Below are 19,047 nucleotides of genomic sequence, written 5' to 3' on the forward strand. Positions count from 1 at the left end.
CTAAGTTGGTCCAGTGGAGCAACACAGGACGCGACCCGCCCAGCACGGACCGCGACGCGAGCCGGTGCCCGACCCGCCGGCGACCCCCCGTACGTCACGGCCGCACGGCCCTCCGCTGCCCCCGCAGGCGGGACGGGCCGCGGGCGGCGGGGTCGCCCGGTCCCCGCGCGCCCAGCGGCCCCAGAAGCAACAGAAGCAACAGAAGCAACAGAAGCAACAGAAGCCTCAACGCGCTTCCGGGCGCCGGCCCGCTCCTCCGCCCCCCGCGCGGCGCGTGCCCGGGCCCCGGCTCACCGGGCTGGGCGGCGGGTTGTTCTGCGGGGCCGTGATGCTGGCGCTCGGGCTTCTCATCGAGGCGCTGTTCGGCCCCTCGCTCACCGTCTACGGCGTGCTGTTCCTGCCGGTGTGCGTACTGACCGCGCTGTGGGTGCGCGAGGGGGACCTGCTGATCGCGCCCGTCGTCGTGCCGATCGCCTTCGCCGTCGGTCTCGTGCCGGTCGCCGACGAGGGCGGCGGCAGCGTGCTGGACCGCCTGATGGGCATGGTGACCGGCCTCGCCACCCAGGCGGGCTGGCTCTACGGCGGGACGCTGCTCGCGGGTGCGCTGGTCCTCGTCCGCCGGGTGCGGCGCATCCGGCGGATGCGGACGGTCAACCGCCGTCCCGCCCGGGACCGGGCGGGCAGGGCCACCGTCTGAGTCCCCCGCCCACCCGCTCGACAGCCGCTACACGCCCGTGGCCGCCCGCATCGCCGCGCCCACGATGCCCGCGTTGTTCTGCAGGTGGGCGGGGACGATCTCCGCCCTGATGCCCTCGATCTTCGGCAGAAACTTGTGCGCCTTGCGGCTGACGCCGCCGCCGATCACGAACAGCTCGGGCGAGAACAGCATCTCGACATGGGCGAGGTACTTCCGCACGCGCCGCGCCCACTCGTCCCACGACAGGTCGTGGTCCTCCTTGGCCTTGCTGGACGCCCGCTTCTCCGCGTCGTGGCCCCTCAGCTCCAGATGACCCAGCTCGGTGTTGGGGACGAGGACGCCGTCCGAGAAGAGGGCGCTGCCGATGCCGGTGCCGAAGGTCAGCACGATCACCGTGCCCTTGCGGTGACGTCCGGCGCCGAAGTGCATCTCGGCGATGCCGGCCGCGTCCGCGTCGTTGACGACCGTCACGGGCAGCCCGCCCAGGCGGTCGCCGAGCAGCACGCGCGCGTCGGTGTCGATCCAGCCCTTGTCGACGTTGGCCGCCGTGCGGATCGTGGCGCCGTCGGTGACCACGCCGGGGAAGGTGACGCCGACCGGGCCGGTCCAGCCGAAGTGGTCGACGACCTGCTTCACCCCGTCGGCCACCGCGTCGGGCGTGGCCGGGTGCGGGGTGAGGACCTTGCAGCGCTCCTGCGCCAGGTCCCCCTTGTCGAGGTCGACCGGGGCGCCCTTGATCCCGGATCCGCCGATGTCCACGCCGAAGATCTCCATGGCACCACGTTACGACGACCGGGGGAAGCCCACCGGTCGTCGTAGCGGCAACCGCCCCTGAGGGCGGGCGATGTGCTAGGCCGCGCCGCCCGCGCCGCCCCGCTCGGCCGCCAGCGCGGCGGCCTCCTCGCGCAGGTCGCGGCGGAGCTCCTTGGGCAGGGAGAAGGTGATGGACTCCTCGGCGGCCTTGACGATCTCCACGTCCTCGAAGCCGCGCTGCGACAGCCACTCCAGGACCTGCTCGACCAGCACCTCCGGCACCGAGGCTCCCGAGGTGACGCCGACCGTGGTGACGCCCTCCAGCCAGGCCTCGTCGATCTCGTCGGCGAAGTCCACCAGGTACGCCTCGCGGGCGCCGGCCAGCTTGGCGACCTCGACGAGCCGCTTGGAGTTGGAGGAGTTGCGGGAACCGACGACGATCACCAGGTCGGCCTCGGCGCCCATCTGCTTCACCGCGAGCTGGCGGTTCTGCGTGGCGTAGCAGATGTCGTCGCTGGGCGGGGAGATGAGCTGGGGGAACTTCTCCTTGAGGGCGTCGACGGTCTCCATGGTCTCGTCGACGCTGAGCGTGGTCTGGGAGAGCCAGACGACCTTGGACGGGTCGCGGACCTCGACCTTCTCCACATCGCCGGGGCCGTCGACGAGCTGGATGTGCTCGGGGGCCTCGCCGGAGGTGCCGATGACCTCCTCGTGGCCCTCGTGCCCGATCAGGAGGATGTCGTAGTCCTCCTTGGCGAACCGGACCGCCTCCTTGTGGACCTTGGTGACCAGCGGGCAGGTGGCGTCGATGGTGGCGAGGCGGCCGCGCTCGGCCTCCTCGTGGACGACGGGGGCGACGCCGTGCGCGGAGAACATCACGATGTTGCCCGGAGGCACCTCCTCCGTCCGCTCGACGAAGATCGCGCCCTTCTTCTCCAGGGTCTGCACGACGTACTTGTTGTGCACGATCTCGTGCCGCACGTAGACGGGGGCCCCGTACTGCTCGAGGGCCTTCTCGACAGCGATCACGGCGCGGTCCACCCCCGCGCAGTAGCCCCGGGGGGCGGCGAGCAGGACACGGCGGCCAGTCGAAGCGGTCATGCGTCCCATCGTACGGGCCGTGTCCGCGGGGTCCGGGCACGGTGCCGCGTCGGCGGCGGCGCACCGGTGTCGGCGGGGCGCACTACGCTCGCGGGCATGGCTGTGAACACGTCCGCGGAAGCCCCCCTGCCGGTGGGAGAGGTGTCGCGGCTCATCGGCGGGTGGATCGACCGGCTCGGCGCGGTGTGGGTGGAGGGGCAGATCACCCAGCTGTCGCGGCGTCCGGGCGCGGGCGTGGTGTTCCTGACGCTGCGCGACCCGTCGTACGACATCTCGGTGGGCGTGACCTGCTACCGGCAGGTGTTCGACGCCGTCGCGGACGTCGTGAGCGAGGGCGCGCGGGTGGTCGTGCACTGCAAGCCTGAGTGGTACGCGCCCCGGGGGCAGCTGTCGCTGCGGGCCGCGGAGATCCGCCCGGTGGGGGTCGGGGAGCTGCTGGCGCGGCTGGAGCAGCTGAAGAAGTCGCTGGCGCGGGAGGGACTGTTCGCGCCGGAGCGGAAGAAGCCGCTGCCGTTCCTGCCGCAGCTCATCGGGCTGGTGTGCGGGCGCGCGTCGGCGGCCGAGCGGGACGTGCTGGAGAACGCGCGGCACCGCTGGCCGGCGGTCCGCTTCGAGGTGCGGAACGTGGCGGTGCAGGGGGTGCACGCGGTGCCTCAGGTGGTCCAGGCCGTGAAGGAGCTGGACGCGATCGAGGACGTGGACGTCATCGTCGTCGCGCGGGGCGGCGGCAGCGTGGAGGATTTGCTGCCGTTCTCCGACGAGCAGCTCGTGCGGGCGGTGGCGGCCTGCCGTACGCCGGTCGTGTCGGCGATCGGGCACGAGCCGGACAGCCCGCTGCTCGACCTGGTCGCGGATCTGCGCGCCTCCACGCCGACGGACGCCGCCAAGAAGGTGGTGCCGGACGTGGGCGAGGAGTACGAGCGGGTGCGGATGCTGCGGGACCGCGCGCGCCGCTGTGTGGGCGCCCTGCTGGAGCGGGAGGAGCGGGGCCTGGCGCACGCGCTGGCCCGGCCGTCGATACAGGATCCGCACCGGATGATCGACGCGCGCGCCGAGGAGGTCTCGATGCTGCTGGACCGGGGGCGGCGGGCGCTGCGCCACCAGCTGGACCGGGCCGACTCCGAGCTGACGCACACGCACGCGCGCGTGGTGGCCCTCTCCCCCGCCGCCACGCTGAAGCGGGGGTACGCGGTGCTCCAGCGGGAGGACGGGCACGCGGTGCGCGCGCCGGACGAGGTGCAGGCGGGCGAGGTGCTGCGGGCGCGGGTGTCCGCGGGCGAGTTCACGGTACGGGTCGATCACTAGGGTGGGCGGAATGACCGGAAAGACGGAGCAGTCGGCGGCGGCCGAGGCGCTCGGGTACGAGCAGGCGCGGGACGAGCTGATCGAGGTCGTGCGCCGCCTGGAGGCGGGCGGCACGTCGCTGGAGGAGTCGCTCGCGCTCTGGGAGCGGGGCGAGGAGCTGGCGAAGGTGTGCCGGCGCTGGCTCGACGGGGCGCGGGCCCGGCTGGACGCGGCGCTGGCGGAGGAGGAGCAGGGGGAGGACGCGGACGAGGAGAGCTGAGGGCGGGTGCTGGCGACGAGAACCCCGCCATCTTGAACCTTCAATCACATAGGTTGAAGGTTGAACTTCATAGAGGTACTCTCGGTGCGGTAACCGGACCGCGGTCCGCTAATCCCCGACGGGCCGCCGCTACTCCCCGATGAGGTTCCTCCATGTCTCTCGTTCTCGACGCCGCCGCACAGGACCTGCTGTTCCGCGAGGCGCGCACCGCCAACACCTTCACCGACGAACCGGTGACCGACGAGCAGGTGCGGGCGGTCTACGACCTGGTCAAGTTCGGCCCCACGTCCATGAACCAGTCGCCGCTGCGTGTCACGCTGGTCCGCTCCCCCGAGGCCCGTGAGCGCCTGGTGCAGCACATGGCCGAGGGCAACCGCCCCAAGACGGCCGCGGCGCCGCTCGTCGCGATCCTGTCCGCGGACAACGAGTTCCACGAGGAGCTGCCGCAGCTCTTCCCGCACTTCCCGCAGGCCAAGGACGCCTTCTTCGGCGAGCGCCCGGTCCGCGAGTCCTCCGCCTCGCTGAACGCCGCCCTCCAGGCCGCGTACTTCATCATCGGCGTGCGCGCCGCCGGTCTGGCCGCCGGCCCGATGACCGGCTGCGACATGGAAGGCATCCGCAAGGAGTTCCTGGACGACGACCACACCCCGCTGATGGTCGTGAACATCGGCCGTCCCGGCCCCGACGCCTGGTTCCCGCGCAGCCCGCGCCTGGAGTACGAGCAGGTCGTCACCACCGTCTGAGCCCGTCAGGGACACCGCAAGGGGCGGGGCCCCGGACCGTACGGTCCGGGGCCCCGCCCCTTGCCTTTCGCGCGCCGGTCACTCCGTGCGGAGCGACTCCGCCAGCTTCGTCATCTCCGCGAAGGACGCCGTGCCGGTCACCACGGTCGTCGAGCCCGGGGTGTCCTCCAGCACCAGGGCGTCGTACCGCTCGCCCTCGTAGCGCGTCCAGGTCCTGCCGTCGATCCGCTGCGTGGCGCCGGTCTCCTCGGCGCGCTGCGTCTTGTCCTCGATGAACGCCTTCCGCTTGCCCGCGGACTGCTCGACCGCCGCGTACTCGCCCTCAGGGGTGCGGAAGCCCAGGTGCCAGGCCTCGTCCTCGGCGCCGCGATAGCGCACGGAGGTGGGCTTCCAGGCTTCGGGCAGCCCCTCGGGCGCGGCCACGGGGTAGGAGGCGGCGCGGCGGGCGGTCAGCAGGTCGACGCGGTAGTCGACGCGCTTGATCTCGGGCTCACCGTCCGTGTGCGGGATGAACAGCCACACCACTCCCGCCGCGAGCACGATGAGGGCCAGGGAGAGAACCATGTCCCTGGCGGTCTTCTGCATGCTGTTCGTTCCTGCCACGCCCCCTATCGTCGCAGGTGCCCGGAGCGCTCATCCGTGGGGTCCCCTGCTCATTTTGTCTGCCTGGCGATAGAGTCATGGCCATACCCTCATCCGGCCGTCGTCGTACAGAAAGGTGCGCTCCGATGACCGAACACCACCATTTGCCGTCCGAGCTCGATGTCCCCTCCGAGGCCCCGGACCGCAACCTCGCCCTGGAACTCGTACGGGTCACCGAGGCGGCCGCGATGGCCGCGGGCCGCTGGGTAGGACGCGGCGACAAGAACGGCGCCGACGGTGCGGCGGTCCGCGCCATGCGCACCCTGGTCTCCACCGTCTCGATGAACGGCGTCGTCGTCATCGGCGAGGGCGAGAAGGACGAGGCCCCGATGCTCTTCAACGGGGAGCGCGTGGGCGACGGGACCGGCCCGGAGTGCGACATCGCCGTCGACCCGATCGACGGTACGACGCTGACCGCGAAGGGCATGACCAACGCCATCGCGGTCCTGGCGGCGGCCGAGCGGGGGTCGATGTTCGACCCGTCGGCCGTGTTCTACATGGACAAGCTGGTCACCGGGCCGGAGGCGGCGGACTTCGTCGACATCAACGCGCCGGTGAGCGTGAACATCCGGCGGGTCGCCAAGGCGAAGCGGGTCACCCCGGAGGACGTCACCGTGGTGATCCTGGACCGGCCTCGGCACGAGGGCATCATCAAGGAGATCCGGGAGACCGGGGCGCGGATCAAACTGATCTCCGACGGTGATGTGGCCGGGTCGATCCTGGCGCTGCGCGAGGGCACGGGTATCGATCTGCTGCTGGGGATCGGCGGGACGCCCGAGGGCATCATCTCGGCCTGTGCGGTGAAGTGCCTGGGCGGCACCATCCAGGGGAAGCTGTGGCCCAAGGACGAGGAGGAGCGGCAGCGGGCGGTGGACGCGGGGCACGATCTGGACCGGGTGCTGACCACGGAGGATCTGGTCACCGGGGACAACGTGTTCTTCGTCGCGACCGGGATCACGGACGGGGAGCTGTTGCGGGGGGTGCGGTATCGGTCGGAGACGGCGACCACCGATTCCATCGTGATGCGGTCGAAGTCGGGGACGGTGCGGAGGATTGATTCCGAGCATCGGCTGAGCAAGCTGCGGGCTTATAGCGCGATCGACTTCGATCGGGCCAAGTGAGGGCGCCGTTCGGGTGGGTGCGTGAGGTGCTTGGGCGGGTGCGGGTGCGGGTGCGTGTGGGTTGATCGCGCAGTTCCCCGCGCCCCTGGGGGGGTTGATGCGCCCGGCGGCGGACAGGCGGGCGCGTGTGTTCGGGCCGTCGCGCAGTTCCCCGCGCCCCTGAGGGAGTTGATGCGCCCGGCGGTGGACAGGCGGCGCGTGTGTTCGGGCCGTCGCGCCGTTCCCCGCGCCCCTCAGGGAATTGGTGCGCCCGGCGGTGGACAAGCGGGCGCGTGTGTTCGGGCCGTCGCGCCGTTCCCCGCGCCCCTCAGGGAATTGGTGCGCCCGGCGGTGGACAAGCGGGCGCGTGTGTTCGGGCCGTCGCGCCGTTCCCCGCGCCTCTGGGGGAGTTGTCCGCCCGTAGCTCGTGCTGGAAGGGGCGTCCCCTGTGCGGAGGGGGCGCCCCTTTTTTGGGGCGGTGTCAGCCGGCCGCGGGTATGCGGTTCTGGCGGGCCGTCTTCTTCAGTTCCATTTCGCGGCGCCTGCGGCGGGCCAGGACGACGCGGCGCTCCGCCGCGGTCAGGCCGCCCCACACGCCGTACGGCTCCGGCTGGAGCAGGGCGTGCTCGCGGCACTCCACCATGACCGGACAGCGGGCGCAGACCCGCTTGGCCGCCTCCTCGCGGGACAGCCGCGCGGCGGTCGGTTCCTTCGACGGCGCGAAGAACAGGCCCGCCTCGTCACGCCGGCACACCGCCTCGGTGTGCCAGGGGGCGTCCTGGTCCCTGTCCCGCGCTGCCACTCGCTGGGCCGGAACGGCGGCTACCTGCAGGGACGAATGCGGCGGTTGCAGCACGGTCTACTCCTGACGACGGCTTCGCGAGCTGGCGAGTGCCGTGGATGCACGTGGGTCGGCCCGGCGTGAATCCCTGGCGCCCTCCAAGGAGACGATGCGTCAAGGCTTACCCGATGTGCGCGCGCCTATGCACAGAGTCCCCAACCGGCCTCCGCCTGCGCCGCGTTCAGTGCCCCAGGTGCTTGCGCATGCTGCGGTCCACCGTGCGCTGCACCCGGTCCAGGATGTCCTTCACGAGCTTGCCGCGCTTCGGCCGGGCCTCGACGCTGCCGAGGATCGCCCATCCGTCGACGTAGATCACGGGGGCGTTGTCGTCGGGCGAGTCCTGCGGGTCCACCTCGAAGGCGCCGAGCACGCCGCCGCCGGTGCCGCGCAGCGACACGTTCTCCGGGACGCGGATCTCGACGCTGCCGAAGACGGAGAACGCCTTGATCATCACCTGCTGGTGGTCGAACAGCGCCTCGCTGAGGTCGATCTCCACGCTGCCGAACACCGCGTACGCGTGGATACGGCGGCCGGTGCGCCAGCGGCCCTTGCGGGCGGCGGCGCTGAACACCGCGACCACGTTGTCGTCGGGGTCGACCGGGAAGACGCCCGCGGCGGGGCGGCCGGGCGTGGGGAAGGGGGCCGCGCGCCGCTCGTGGGCGGCCGGGAGGTCCTGGATGAACCCTTCCAGCTCGCCCAGCGTCTTGGCGGTCAGCGCGCCCTCGACGCGCTCGGCGTGCTCGTCTGCGGTCAGCCGGCCTTCCGCGTGCGCGTCGTGCAACAGCTCGACGATGCGGTCCCGGTCGGCGTCGGAGGCGCGCAGCTCGGCGCTCCGCGGCGTCGTGTCCGGCTGCTGGGCGTGCTTCTGAAGGTCCACGACAGCAGCGTACCCAAACGCGATAGATCGCGACTACCCCGCGGTGCGGACAACTGAGGACAACCTCACAGGATCGGCGTCGGCGGCAGGTCCTAGGCTGGGATGGCCCGCCGACGGAGGCGGGCGGTCTTCCGTCGAGTGAGGAATGGGCGAATGCCTGAGTTCGAGTACGCCGATCTGCTCCCCATGGGAGAGGACACCACCCCCTACCGGCTGGTGACCTCCGAAGGTGTGTCCACCTTCGAGGCCGACGGCCGGACGTTCCTCAAGGTCGAGCCGGAGGCGCTGCGCAAGCTCGCCGAGGAGGCCATCCGCGACATCCAGCACTACCTGCGCCCCGCGCACCTCGCCCAGCTGCGCCGCATCATCGACGACCCCGAGGCGTCCGGCAACGACAAGTTCGTCGCGCTGGACCTGCTGAAGAACGCGAACATCGCGGCGGCGGGCGTCCTGCCCATGTGCCAGGACACCGGCACGGCGATCGTCATGGGCAAGCGCGGGCAGAACGTGCTCACCGCGGGCCGCGACGAGGAGGCCCTGTCCCGGGGCATCTACGACGCCTACCAGAAGCTGAACCTGCGCTACTCGCAGATGGCTCCGCTCACCATGTGGGAGGAGAAGAACACCGGCTCCAACCTCCCCGCGCAGATCGAGCTGTACGCGACGGACGGCGACGCCTACAAGTTCCTCTTCATGGCCAAGGGCGGCGGTTCCGCCAACAAGAGCTTCCTCTACCAGGAGACGAAGGCCGTCCTGAACGAGGCCTCCATGATGAAGTTCCTGGAGGAGAAGATCCGTTCGCTGGGCACGGCCGCCTGCCCGCCCTACCACCTGGCGATCGTCGTCGGCGGCACCTCCGCCGAGTACGCGCTGAAGACCGCGAAGTACGCCTCCGCGCACTACCTGGACGAGATCCCCGCCGAGGGCTCCCCGCTCGGGCACGGTTTCCGGGACAAGGAGCTCGAGGAGAAGGTCTTCGAGCTGACCCAGAAGATCGGCATCGGCGCGCAGTTCGGCGGCAAGTACTTCTGCCACGACGTGCGCGTGGTGCGGCTGCCGCGGCACGGCGCCTCGTGCCCCGTCGCCATCGCCGTGTCCTGCTCCGCCGACCGCCAGGCCGTCGCGAAGATCACCGCCGAGGGCGTCTTCCTGGAGCAGCTGGAGACGGACCCGGCGCGGTTCCTGCCGGAGACGACGGACGAGCAGCTCGACGAGTCCGGCGACGTCGTGAAGATCGACCTCAACCAGCCGATGAGGGCGATCCTCGCCGAGCTGTCCAAGTACCCGGTGAAGACCCGGCTCTCGCTGTCCGGCCCGCTGGTCGTGGCGCGCGACATCGCGCACGCCAAGATCAAGGAGCGGCTGGACGCGGGCCAGGAGATGCCGCAGTACCTCAAGGACCACCCGGTGTACTACGCCGGCCCCGCGAAGACCCCCGAGGGCTACGCGTCCGGCTCCTTCGGCCCCACCACGGCCGGGCGGATGGACTCCTACGTGGAGCAGTTCCAGGCGGCCGGCGGCTCGCTGGTGATGCTCGCGAAGGGCAACCGCAGCAAGCAGGTCACCGACGCGTGCGCCGCGCACGGCGGCTTCTACCTCGGCTCCATCGGCGGTCCGGCGGCGCGGCTCGCGCAGGACTGCATCAAGAAGGTGGAGGTCGTCGAGTACGAGGAGCTGGGGATGGAGGCGGTCTGGAAGATCGAGGTCGAGGACTTTCCCGCGTTCATCGTCGTCGACGACAAGGGGAACGACTTCTTCCAGGACCCGGCGCCCCAGCCGACGTTCACGTCGATTCCGGTGCGGGGGCCCGGTCTCGCCTGAGCCTGTATCGGCCCTGACGGGCCTCGTCCTCGAACGCCGGAGGGGTTACATGTGTAGCCCCTCCGGCGTTTGAGCAGCGGGGTCCGGGGCGGCGCCCCGGGGACGGGACGGGAAGGGGCGGAGGATGGCGAACTCCCCGGGCTCGTCCCCACCCGTGTCCGTATACCGGAATCCCTGTACTGCTTTCGGACAAACCTCGCCCCGCCCACCCCGTGCCGTTGACCCGATCAACAACCTGCTGTGACCCTTCCTGACAGGCCAGGCATGCACATGCCATGCCCAGGCCCCCGCGTGGCAACCCCACAGCCACCGTCCGGAGGAGTCCAGGTGAAACGAAGATTCGCCGCGGCGAGCACCCTGCTCGCCCTCGTGCTCGGCTTCGGCACACTCCCCGCCGCAGCCACCCCGTCCGGCACGTCCCCCGCCTCCACCACCGCCCTCGCCGCCCCCGACATCAGCGTCACCGCGGTCCGGGCCCACCTCGACGAGCTCAGCGCCGCCGCCTCCCGCAACGGCGGCAACCGCCGTTCCACGAGCCAGGGTTACCGCGACTCCGTCGCCTACGTGAAGGGCAAGCTCCAGGCCGCCGGTTACACCGTCACTGAGCAGCCCTGCACCTCCGGCTGCACCAGCGGCGCCGGTCCCAACCTCATCGCCGAATGGCCCCGGGGCGACGCCAACAGCGTCTACATGTTCGGCGCCCACCTCGACGGCGTCTCCGCCGGACCCGGCATGAACGACAACGGCTCCGGCTCCGCCGCCCTCCTGGAGAACGCCCTGACGCTCGCCCGGGAGAACCCGGACATGCGCAACCGCGTCCGCTTCGCCTGGTGGACCGACGAGGAGCAGGGCCTCAACGGCAGCTACTTCTACGCCCGCACGCTGTCCTCGACGGACCGCGCCAAGATCAAGGCGTACTACAACTTCGACATGGTCGCCTCGCTCAACGGCGGTTACTTCATCAACCACATCACCTCCGCGGCCGCCGCGCCGATGAAGGCGTACTGGGACTCGCTCGGCCTCCAGCCCGAGGAGAACACCGAGGGCGCGGGACGCAGCGACGACTACTCCTTCGAGCGGTACGGCATCCCCACCTCCGGCTACGCGATGGGCGCGAGCGCCCGCAAGACCTCCGCGCAGGCCGCCAAGTGGGGCGGCACGTCCGGCTCGGCGTACGACCCCTGCTACCACCGGGCGTGCGACACCCTGAGCAACATCAACACCACCGGGCTCGACCGCGCGGCCGACGGCATCGCGTACACCCTGTGGCAGCAGGCCGTCGGCACGGGCGGCGGCGGGGGCACCTGCGACCCGGCCGGCGTCGTCGGCAACGGCGGGTTCGAGAGCGGGACCGCGCCCTGGACCGGGACCACCGCGGTCATCGCCGCCCACACCGGGCGGACCGCGCACGGCGGCACCCGATTCGCCTGGCTCGGCGGCAACGGCTCCACCAGCACCGAGTCGCTGAGCCAGACGGTGACCGTCCCGGCGGACTGCACGCGCGCGTCGCTGGTCTTCTGGCTGCAGATCGAGACCGCCGAGTCCGGCAGCCGGGCGTACGACACGTTCACCGTCCGGGTGAACGGGTCCACGCTCGCGACCTGGTCCAACGTGCACGCCGGCGGCGGCTGGGTCCAGCGGTCGGCCGACCTGTCCGCGTACGCCGGGCAGACGGTCACCGTGACCTTCACCGCCACCGAGGACTACAGCCTGCAGACCGGCTTCCTGCTGGACGACGTGAGCCTGCAGAGCGCCTGACACCCCCCACGGGTCCGTCCGCCCCGCCGTGCGACGTCGCGGCGGGGCGGACGGCTTTCCGGGGAATACGCTCGTCCGACACCGCTGCTGTGCTCCTTGGAGGTACACGATGACGACGACGGACGACGACCGGAACTACCGCATCGAGCACGACTCCATGGGAGAGGTGCGGGTCCCCGCCGACGCCAAGTGGCGGGCGCAGACCCAGCGCGCGGTGGAGAACTTCCCCGTCTCCGGGCAGCGCCTGGAGCGCGCCCACATCGAGGCGCTGGCCCGCATCAAGGGCGCCGCCGCCAAGGTGAACGCCCGGCTCGGGGTGCTGGACAAGGACATCGCCGAGGCGATCCAGGAGGCGGCCGCGGAGGTCGCCGAGGGCCGGTGGGACGACCACTTCCCGGTCGACGTGTTCCAGACCGGGTCCGGCACCTCGTCCAACATGAACACCAACGAGGTGATCGCCACCCTCGCCACCGAGCGGCTGGGCCGGGACGTCCACCCCAACGACCACGTCAACGCCTCGCAGTCGTCCAACGACGTCTTCCCCTCGTCACTGCACATCGCCGCCACCGCCGCGGTCACCCGGGACCTGGTCCCGGCCCTGGAGCACCTCGCCGCCGTCCTGGAGCGCAAGGCGGAGGAGTTCGCGGACGTCGTGAAGTCCGGGCGCACCCATCTGATGGACGCCACGCCCGTCACGCTGGGCCAGGAGTTCGGCGGATACGCAGCCCAGGTGCGGTACGGGGTGGAGCGGCTGCATGCCTCGCTGCCCCGGCTGGCCGAGCTGCCCCTTGGCGGCACCGCCGTCGGCACCGGCATCAACACCCCGCCCGGGTTCTCCGCCGCCGTCATCGAGGAGGTGGCGCGGGCGACGGGGCTGCCGCTGACCGAGGCGCGGAACCATTTCGAGGCGCAGGGCGCCCGGGACGGCGTGGTGGAGACCAGCGGGCAGCTCCGCACGATCGCCGTCGGCCTGACGAAGATCGCGAACGATCTGCGCTGGATGGCGTCCGGGCCGCGCACCGGCCTCGCCGAGATCGCCCTGCCCGACCTCCAGCCCGGCTCCTCGATCATGCCCGGCAAGGTCAACCCGGTGATCCCGGAGGCCGTGCTCATGGTGTGCGCGCAGGTCACGGGCAACGACGCGACCGTCGCCGCGGCCGGCGCGTCCGGCAACTTCGAGCTCAACGTGATGCTGCCGGTGATCGCCAAGAACGTGCTGGAGTCGGTGCGGCTGCTCGCCAACGTCTCCCGCCTGCTCGCCGACCGCACGGTCGACGGGATCATCGCCGACCGGGAGCGGGCCCGCGAGTACGCCGAGTCCTCGCCGTCCGTCGTCACCCCGCTGAACAAGTACATCGGCTACGAGGAGGCCGCCAAGGTCGCCAAGAAGTCGCTCGCGGAACGCAAGACGATCCGTCAGGTCGTGCTCGAGGGCGGCTATGTCGAACGCGGCGACCTGACCGTGCAGCAGCTGGACGAGGCGCTGGATGTCCTGCGGATGACACGGCCGTAAAGCCTGGCGCACGGGGGGTGAACCGTGACGGGGGCCGCAGCGTCGTGTGGTCCGGCCACCTAATATCTGCGCATGACAGAGGGTGGAACCACGATGCGCGGCCACGCGGGCGGAGCGGCCCGCCACTGGGAGCCCGGGACGCAGATCCTGTGGCGGTACCGGGAGAACGGCGGCGCGCGCATCCACATCGCGCGCCCCGTCACGGTCGTGCGCGACGACTCGGAGGTGCTGGCCGCCTGGATGGCGCCGGGCACCGAGTGCGTGAAGCCCGTCCTCGCCGACGGCACCCCGGTCCACCGGGAGCCCCTCGCCACCCGCTACACCAAGCCGCGCACGGTGCAGAAGGACCGCTGGTTCGGCACCGGCGTGCTGAAGCTGGCCCGGCCCGGCGAGCCCTGGTCGGTGTGGCTGTTCTGGGAGCCGGGCTGGCGCTTCAAGAACTGGTACGTGAACCTGGAGGAGCCGCTCGTCCGCTGGGCGGGCGGGGTGGACTCCGAGGACCACTTCCTGGACATCTCCGTGCAGCCGGACGGCGGCTGGCACTGGCGGGACGAGGACGAGTTCGCGCAGGCCCGGCGGGACGGCCTGATGGACCCCGCGCTGGCCCGGCGGGTGCGCGAGGCGGGGCGCGCCGCGGTCGCGGTGATCGACGCCTGGGGCTCTCCGTTCTCGGACGGCTGGGAGAACTGGCGTCCGGATCCGTCCTGGGCTGTACCGTCACTCCCACAGGACTGGGACCGCACCGCGGCGCACGCATCCCCGTGAGACCCTTGCTGCGCCCCCGGGCAGGAAACGTAGGATCGTCGTCCGCAAGGGCGCGGAGCAGCAACCACCGGAGCGCGCGCGAAGCTTGACCGGACGTCACCGAGGGGCGGCAGGACGTGAGCGAGGGGTACGGAAACACCGGCACGGGCCGACGACGGCCGGCCGGCGTCGCAGGAACAACCTCTGACCACACGCGAAATCCGTTCCGGGGGCACCTGTTCCGGGTATCGGAGTTTCGGCGGAGCGAACCGCGCGCACGGCGTGCGCCGGACGGATGGACTCGACACGCGTGACGGAGCAGCCGACCTCCTTCGAGCGCCCCCAGCCGGGCGTGGACCCCGCGGATCCCCGCGGGGCGTTCCTGCGTTCCCCGGCCCCCACGGCCGGTACGGGCGCCGCCTTACCGGCACAGGGCCGCTCCGGCGGTGAGCCGCCCGCGCCCGGCGCCGTCTCCGGCGGGCCGGCGCCCGACGCGGGGGACGTGCCGGGGTCCGAGCACTCCCAGCCGGGCGTCGGTCCGGACGCGGAGCCGGACACCCCCCGTCCGCGGCCCGCGCCGGACGGCATCCCCGTGCAGCCCGCCGACGGGCAGGACCGGGTGGACCGTGCCCCGGACGGGAAGGACCGCCGCACGGGCCAGGTGACACGGCCGGGCCGTCCCACGCCGATGCGGCGGGACGGAGACCGGCTGCGCTTCGTCGGCGCGGCCACCCGGCGGATCGCCCGCGGCATCGACCTGGACGAGATCGTGATGGGGCTGTGCCGGGCGACCGTGCCGACCTTCTCCGACGCGATCCTGGTGTATCTGCGCGACCCGCTGCCCGTCGGCGACGAGCGGCCCACGGGCCCGCTGGTGCTGCGGCTGCGCCGCACCGACCGGATCCCCGCCGAACGGGACACCGAGGGCGGCGGCTTCATGCCGATCGCGCCTCCGGAGCAGCCGTCCGAGCTGGACTCGGTCGGCGAGGAGCTGTGCACGGTACGGCCCGGCAGCGCGCTCGCCGAGGTGCTGCGCGGGGTCCGTCCGGTGTTCACGGACGCCCCGGCCGCGCGGGCGGCGCTGCCGGAACTCCTCGGCGAGGAGGGCGCGGCGGCCGTCCCGGACGGCCAGCGGGCGGTCCTCGCGCCGCTGCGCGGCCGGCGCCGGGTGATCGGCGCGGCACTGTTCCTGCGCCGCCCCGAGCGCGTCCCCTTCGAGGCCGACGACCTGCTGGTCGCGGCGCAGCTCGCCACGCACAGCGCCCTCGGCATCGACAAGGCCGTGCTGTACGGGCGTGAGGCGTACATCGCGGACGAGCTCCAGCGCACGATGCTGCCGGAGACCCTGCCGCACTGCACCGGCGTACGGCTGGCGTCGCGGTACCTGCCGGCCGCGGAGACCGCGCGGGTGGGCGGCGACTGGTACGACGCGATCCCGCTGCCCGGCAGCCGGGTCGCCCTGGTGGTCGGCGATGTGATGGGTCACTCCATGACGTCGGCGGCGATCATGGGCCAGCTGCGCACCACCGCGCAGACCCTCGCCGGGCTCGACCTGCCGCCGCAGGAGGTGCTGCACCACCTCGACGAGCAGGCCCAGCGGCTCGGCGTGGACCGCATGGCGACCTGCCTCTACGCGGTGTACGACCCGGTAGCCCACCGCATCACCATCGCCAACGCCGGCCATCCGCCGCCCGTGCTGCTGCACCTGGGCGGACGCGCGGAGGTGCTGCGGGTGCCGGCGGGCGCCCCGATCGGCGTGGGCGGGGTGGACTTCGAGGCCGTGGAGCTGGAGGCGCCCGCCGGGGCGACCCTGTTGCTCTACACCGACGGCCTGGTGGAGTCCCGGCTGCGGGACGTGTGGACCGGCATCGAGCAGCTGCGGGAGAAGCTCGCCGCGACCGCGCAGCTGACGGGGCCTGACCATCCGCCGCCGCTGGAGGCGCTGTGCGACGAGGTGCTGGACATGCTCGGTCCGGGCGACCGGGACGACGACATCGCGCTGCTCGCCGCCCGCTTCGACGGGATCGCGCCGAACGACGTCGCGTACTGGTTCCTGGAGCCGGAGGACGCGGCGCCCGGGCGGGCGCGGCGGCTGGCCCGGCGGCAGTTGTCCCGCTGGGGCATGGACGAGCTGAGCGACTCGGTGGAACTGCTGGTGAGCGAGGTCGTCACCAACGCGGTGCGGTATGCCTCGCGGCCGGTGACGCTGCGGCTGTTGCGCACGGATGTGCTGCGGTGCGAGGTGGGGGACGATGTGCCGCAGTTGCCGCGGCTGCGGCAGGCGCGGGCCACGGATGAGGGTGGGCGTGGGTTGTATCTGGTCAACCGGCTGGCCCGGCGGTGGGGGGCGACTCGGTTGAGCACGGGGAAGGTGGTGTGGTTCGAGCTGAACCACGGTTGAGTGCTTCGCGGTGAGGCGCGGTAGGGGTTTCGCGGGTGTGCCGGGTGCGGCCGATGGTGGGTTGCTCGCGCGGTTCCCCGCGCCCCTTCGGGGCGCCACCCGCCGTGGCCGGATGCGGCCGATCGTGGGTTGCTCGCGCAGTTCCCCGTGCCCTTTCGGGGGCGCGGGGAACTGCGCGTGTGGGGGGCTATTCGCGGTCGTTGTTCTCGGGGTCGGGGGGGCCGCCCGGTAGGTCGAAGGTGGGGGACTCGGTCGTCGGCGTCTGCGACGGCGGGGGTGACGTCGGCGTCTGGGACGGGGGCTCCGTCGACGGAGGCGGGGACGTCGTCGTCGGCGGTGACGTCGTCGTCGGCTCCTCCGTCGTCGGCTCCTCCGTCGGCGTCTGCGACGGTGTCTCCGACGGCGACGCGCTCCGGGTGGGAGCCACGCCCGCGCCCTGCTCGGTCTCCAGGTCGAACTTGGACACCTCGTCCATCACCCCGAAGGTGTACGCGGCCCAGATCTCCGCAGGGAAGCCACCGCCGTTGACGCGGTGGTCGACGCCGCCCGCCTTGTACATCGGGACCTGGCTGCCGGTCTTGGCGTCCTCGCCGAACAGGCCGACGGAGGTCACCAGGTCGGGCGTGTAGCCGGTGAACCAGGCCGACTTGTTGTCGTCGGAGGTGCCGGTCTTGCCCGCGACCTGCTGGCCGTCGCGCAGCGGGTTGTCCCGCACGGACTTCTGCGCCGTACCGTCGTCGACCACGCCGGTGAGCACCGAGGTGACCGTGTCGGCGGCGCGCCGGCTGAGGACGGACTGGCCGACCGGGTCGGGCATCTCGATCGTGCGGTCCTTGTGCTCGACGGACTTCACGATCGTCGGCGTGACCTGCTTGCCGTGGTTGGCGAGGGTGGCGTAGACGCCGGCCATCTGCATCGGGCTGGCGCCCATGGTGCCGAGGGTCTGCGCCGGGAACGGGTCGAGGTTGTCGCTCATGCCGAGCGCGCCCGCGGTCTTCATCACGTCCGTCATGCCGACGTCGACGCCCATCTGCGCGAAGACGGAGTTGACGGACTTGTTCATCGCCTCCTGGACGGTGATGTCGCCGTAGTCCCGGTCGTCCTCGTTGGGCGGGGCGAAGCCGACCTTCTCGCCGTCCTCGACGACGGGGCGCTTGCTGTCGCCGTCGTAGAGCGTGTCCGCGGTGATGGGCACGCCGTCCTGGGTCTCGGCGCCCTTGTCGAGGGCGGACGCGAGGATCACCGGCTTGAACGTGGACGCCGGCTGGTAGTCCTTGCGGGTGGCGTTGTTGGTGTAGTGCTTCACGTAGTCCACGCCGCCGTACATCGCCACGACCTTGCCGGTCTTGGGATCGACGGAGACGGCGCCGGCCTGGACGTCGGCGTCGACGTCCCGCTTCTTCGGGTCGAGCTTGCTGGTGAGCCGGTCCTTGACCGCCTTCTCCAGCGCCTTCTGCTTCTTCTTGTCGATGTTCAGCGTGATGGTGTAGCCGCCGCGGTCCAGCAGCGCCTTGGCCTGTTCCAGGTCCTCGGCGACGCCCTGCTCGACGAGCTGCTGCTTGACGGCCGAGTTGGCCGCCTCGACCAGGTAGCCGGTCTGCCCCTCCATGCCGGGGGCCGCCTTGGGCTCCTTCGGCACGGGGAACTTCATGCCGGCGCGCTCGCCGGCGTCCAGCCACTTCTGCTCGACCATGTTGTCCAGGACGTAGTTCCAGCGCTCCTGGACGAGCTTCTTGCCCTTGCCGCTGGCGATCGCCCAGTCGTACTGGTTGGGCGCCTGGAGCAGCGCGGCGAGGTAGGCGCCCTGCTCGACGGTGAGGTCCTCGGCGTCGACGCGGTAGTAGGCCTGGGCGGCGGCCTGGATGCCGTAGGCGCCGCGGCCGTAGTAGCTGGTGTTGATGTACCCGGCGAGGATGTAGTCCTTGGACTTCTCCCGGTCCAGCTTCAGGGAGATGACCAGCTCCTTGAGCTTGCGGGAGACGGTCTGTTCCTGCGTCAGGTAGTAGTTCTTGACGTACTGCTGGGTGATCGTCGAGCCGCCCTGCGCGCCCTTGCCGGACAGGGTGTTGAGGACACCGCGGGCGGTGCCCTTCAGGTCGACGCCGGCGTCCTTGTAGAACGTCTTGTTCTCGGCGGCGACGAACGTGCGCTGCACGGGCTTGGGGACCCGGGCCAGGTCGACGATCTCGCGGTTGCGGTCGCCGTCGCGGGCCATGAGGCTGCCGTCGCTGTACTCGTAGACGTTGCTCTGCAGCTCGGCGTCGGCGTTCCCCTCCGGGATGTCGATCAGCATGTACAGCACGATGAAGGCGCCCATGCCGAGCAGGCAGAGGGTGAAGAAGGTGCCGACGATCTTCTTCCAGGTGAAGAGGCGGCGTATGCCGGTGCGGCCGCCCGCGGCGGCAGCGCGGCCCTTGGGTGCCGCACGGCGCCCGCCGCGCTGTCGTGCGCGTCTTTCTTCCGCTCGTCCCATACGCCTGTTCCGCTCCGCT

At 71.6% G+C, this 19,047-nt stretch carries 16 protein-coding genes; 10 read left to right on the top strand and 6 right to left on the bottom strand.

The features are described from left to right. Positions 1 to 13: 13 nt before the first annotated feature. Complete coding sequence (locus tag ACQY0Z_RS01835; RefSeq protein ID WP_439811746.1) at positions 14 to 697, top strand: DUF6542 domain-containing protein; 684 nt, start codon at positions 14 to 16, stop codon at positions 695 to 697. A 27-nt stretch (positions 698 to 724) separates the two neighbouring features. On the opposite strand, the gene ppgK is transcribed toward ACQY0Z_RS01835, so the two are convergent. Further along, entirely contained in the window at positions 725 to 1,471 is a 747-nt protein-coding gene (gene ppgK / locus ACQY0Z_RS01840; RefSeq protein WP_189905345.1) for a polyphosphate--glucose phosphotransferase, read from the bottom strand. Positions 1,472 to 1,546: 75 nt separating this feature from the next. Further along, positions 1,547 to 2,560, bottom strand: coding sequence for a 4-hydroxy-3-methylbut-2-enyl diphosphate reductase (locus tag ACQY0Z_RS01845; protein ID WP_254586363.1), 1,014 nt, complete (start codon positions 2,558 to 2,560; stop codon positions 1,547 to 1,549). An 87-nt stretch (positions 2,561 to 2,647) separates the two neighbouring features. Between ACQY0Z_RS01845 and xseA the strand changes: the two genes are divergently transcribed. From xseA to ACQY0Z_RS01860, 3 genes are all read left to right on the top strand, one after another. Continuing rightward, positions 2,648 to 3,856, top strand: coding sequence for an exodeoxyribonuclease VII large subunit (xseA, locus tag ACQY0Z_RS01850; RefSeq protein ID WP_189905342.1), 1,209 nt, complete (start codon positions 2,648 to 2,650; stop codon positions 3,854 to 3,856). Positions 3,857 to 3,866: 10 nt separating this feature from the next. Beyond that, the gene (locus tag ACQY0Z_RS01855) at positions 3,867 to 4,115 is read left to right on the top strand and encodes an exodeoxyribonuclease VII small subunit (RefSeq protein ID WP_189905340.1); all 249 of its coding nucleotides are present in this window, start codon (positions 3,867 to 3,869) and stop codon (positions 4,113 to 4,115) included. A gap of 152 nt (positions 4,116 to 4,267) precedes the next feature. Beyond that, complete coding sequence (locus ACQY0Z_RS01860; protein WP_439811747.1) at positions 4,268 to 4,858, top strand: malonic semialdehyde reductase; 591 nt, start codon at positions 4,268 to 4,270, stop codon at positions 4,856 to 4,858. A 78-nt stretch (positions 4,859 to 4,936) separates the two neighbouring features. On the opposite strand, the gene ACQY0Z_RS01865 is transcribed toward ACQY0Z_RS01860, so the two are convergent. After that, positions 4,937 to 5,443: a DUF4245 domain-containing protein gene (locus ACQY0Z_RS01865; RefSeq protein ID WP_189905336.1), complete on the bottom strand. Its 507-nt coding sequence runs from the start codon at positions 5,441 to 5,443 to the stop codon at positions 4,937 to 4,939. 143 nt (positions 5,444 to 5,586) lie between these two features. On the opposite strand from ACQY0Z_RS01865, the gene glpX reads away from it, so the two are divergent. Then, positions 5,587 to 6,621 carry a class II fructose-bisphosphatase gene (gene glpX, locus ACQY0Z_RS01870; RefSeq protein ID WP_019522337.1) on the top strand — a complete coding sequence of 345 codons (1,035 nt, stop codon included), beginning with the start codon at positions 5,587 to 5,589 and terminating at the stop codon, positions 6,619 to 6,621. A gap of 460 nt (positions 6,622 to 7,081) precedes the next feature. On the opposite strand, the gene ACQY0Z_RS01875 is transcribed toward glpX, so the two are convergent. Both ACQY0Z_RS01875 and ACQY0Z_RS01880 read right to left on the bottom strand, forming a co-directional pair. Next, positions 7,082 to 7,456, bottom strand: a complete 375-nt coding sequence (locus ACQY0Z_RS01875; protein WP_026243435.1) for a WhiB family transcriptional regulator — start codon at positions 7,454 to 7,456, stop codon at positions 7,082 to 7,084. Between the two features lie 166 nt (positions 7,457 to 7,622). Continuing rightward, positions 7,623 to 8,318 carry a DUF1707 SHOCT-like domain-containing protein gene (locus ACQY0Z_RS01880; RefSeq protein WP_381731682.1) on the bottom strand — a complete coding sequence of 232 codons (696 nt, stop codon included), beginning with the start codon at positions 8,316 to 8,318 and terminating at the stop codon, positions 7,623 to 7,625. Between the two features lie 153 nt (positions 8,319 to 8,471). Between ACQY0Z_RS01880 and ACQY0Z_RS01885 the strand changes: the two genes are divergently transcribed. The 5 genes from ACQY0Z_RS01885 to ACQY0Z_RS01905 all read left to right on the top strand — a co-directional run bounded on the left by ACQY0Z_RS01885 (position 8,472) and on the right by ACQY0Z_RS01905 (position 16,555). Then, positions 8,472 to 10,139 carry a fumarate hydratase gene (locus tag ACQY0Z_RS01885; protein ID WP_439811748.1) on the top strand — a complete coding sequence of 556 codons (1,668 nt, stop codon included), beginning with the start codon at positions 8,472 to 8,474 and terminating at the stop codon, positions 10,137 to 10,139. Positions 10,140 to 10,466: 327 nt separating this feature from the next. Continuing rightward, positions 10,467 to 11,897, top strand: coding sequence for a M20/M25/M40 family metallo-hydrolase (locus ACQY0Z_RS01890; protein WP_189905330.1), 1,431 nt, complete (start codon positions 10,467 to 10,469; stop codon positions 11,895 to 11,897). Positions 11,898 to 12,006: 109 nt separating this feature from the next. Continuing rightward, positions 12,007 to 13,410 carry a class II fumarate hydratase gene (locus ACQY0Z_RS01895; protein WP_189905327.1) on the top strand — a complete coding sequence of 468 codons (1,404 nt, stop codon included), beginning with the start codon at positions 12,007 to 12,009 and terminating at the stop codon, positions 13,408 to 13,410. 72 nt (positions 13,411 to 13,482) lie between these two features. After that, positions 13,483 to 14,175, top strand: a complete 693-nt coding sequence (gene fomD / locus ACQY0Z_RS01900; protein ID WP_189905325.1) for a cytidylyl-2-hydroxypropylphosphonate hydrolase — start codon at positions 13,483 to 13,485, stop codon at positions 14,173 to 14,175. Between the two features lie 274 nt (positions 14,176 to 14,449). Then, positions 14,450 to 16,555, top strand: coding sequence for a SpoIIE family protein phosphatase (locus ACQY0Z_RS01905; protein ID WP_347225814.1), 2,106 nt, complete (start codon positions 14,450 to 14,452; stop codon positions 16,553 to 16,555). Between the two features lie 187 nt (positions 16,556 to 16,742). Here the strand turns inward: ACQY0Z_RS01905 and ACQY0Z_RS01910 are convergent, their stop codons facing one another. Next, the gene (locus ACQY0Z_RS01910) at positions 16,743 to 19,028 is read right to left on the bottom strand and encodes a transglycosylase domain-containing protein (RefSeq protein WP_439811749.1); all 2,286 of its coding nucleotides are present in this window, start codon (positions 19,026 to 19,028) and stop codon (positions 16,743 to 16,745) included. Positions 19,029 to 19,047: the final 19 nt, after the last annotated feature.

This window comes from Streptomyces sp. P9-2 (assembly GCF_051903975.1).
In the GTDB taxonomy this organism is placed as follows: Bacteria; Actinomycetota; Actinomycetes; order Streptomycetales; family Streptomycetaceae; genus Streptomyces; species Streptomyces cellulosae.

Excerpts from the sequence above, each read along its gene's own strand:
- ppgK (WP_189905345.1), bottom strand. The coding sequence starts at position 1,471 with ATGGAGATCTTCGGCGTGGACATCGGCGGATCCGGGATCAAGGGCGCC.
- ACQY0Z_RS01845 (WP_254586363.1), bottom strand. The coding sequence starts at position 2,560 with ATGGGACGCATGACCGCTTCGACTGGCCGCCGTGTCCTGCTCGCCGCC.
- xseA (WP_189905342.1), top strand. The coding sequence starts at position 2,648 with ATGGCTGTGAACACGTCCGCGGAAGCCCCCCTGCCGGTGGGAGAGGTG.
- ACQY0Z_RS01855 (WP_189905340.1), top strand. The coding sequence starts at position 3,867 with ATGACCGGAAAGACGGAGCAGTCGGCGGCGGCCGAGGCGCTCGGGTAC.
- ACQY0Z_RS01860 (WP_439811747.1), top strand. The coding sequence starts at position 4,268 with ATGTCTCTCGTTCTCGACGCCGCCGCACAGGACCTGCTGTTCCGCGAG.
- ACQY0Z_RS01865 (WP_189905336.1), bottom strand. The coding sequence starts at position 5,443 with ATGCAGAAGACCGCCAGGGACATGGTTCTCTCCCTGGCCCTCATCGTG.
- glpX (WP_019522337.1), top strand. The coding sequence starts at position 5,587 with ATGACCGAACACCACCATTTGCCGTCCGAGCTCGATGTCCCCTCCGAG.
- ACQY0Z_RS01885 (WP_439811748.1), top strand. The coding sequence starts at position 8,472 with ATGCCTGAGTTCGAGTACGCCGATCTGCTCCCCATGGGAGAGGACACC.
- ACQY0Z_RS01895 (WP_189905327.1), top strand. The coding sequence starts at position 12,007 with ATGACGACGACGGACGACGACCGGAACTACCGCATCGAGCACGACTCC.
- fomD (WP_189905325.1), top strand. The coding sequence starts at position 13,483 with ATGACAGAGGGTGGAACCACGATGCGCGGCCACGCGGGCGGAGCGGCC.
- ACQY0Z_RS01905 (WP_347225814.1), top strand. The coding sequence starts at position 14,450 with ATGGACTCGACACGCGTGACGGAGCAGCCGACCTCCTTCGAGCGCCCC.
- ACQY0Z_RS01910 (WP_439811749.1), bottom strand. The coding sequence starts at position 19,028 with ATGGGACGAGCGGAAGAAAGACGCGCACGACAGCGCGGCGGGCGCCGT.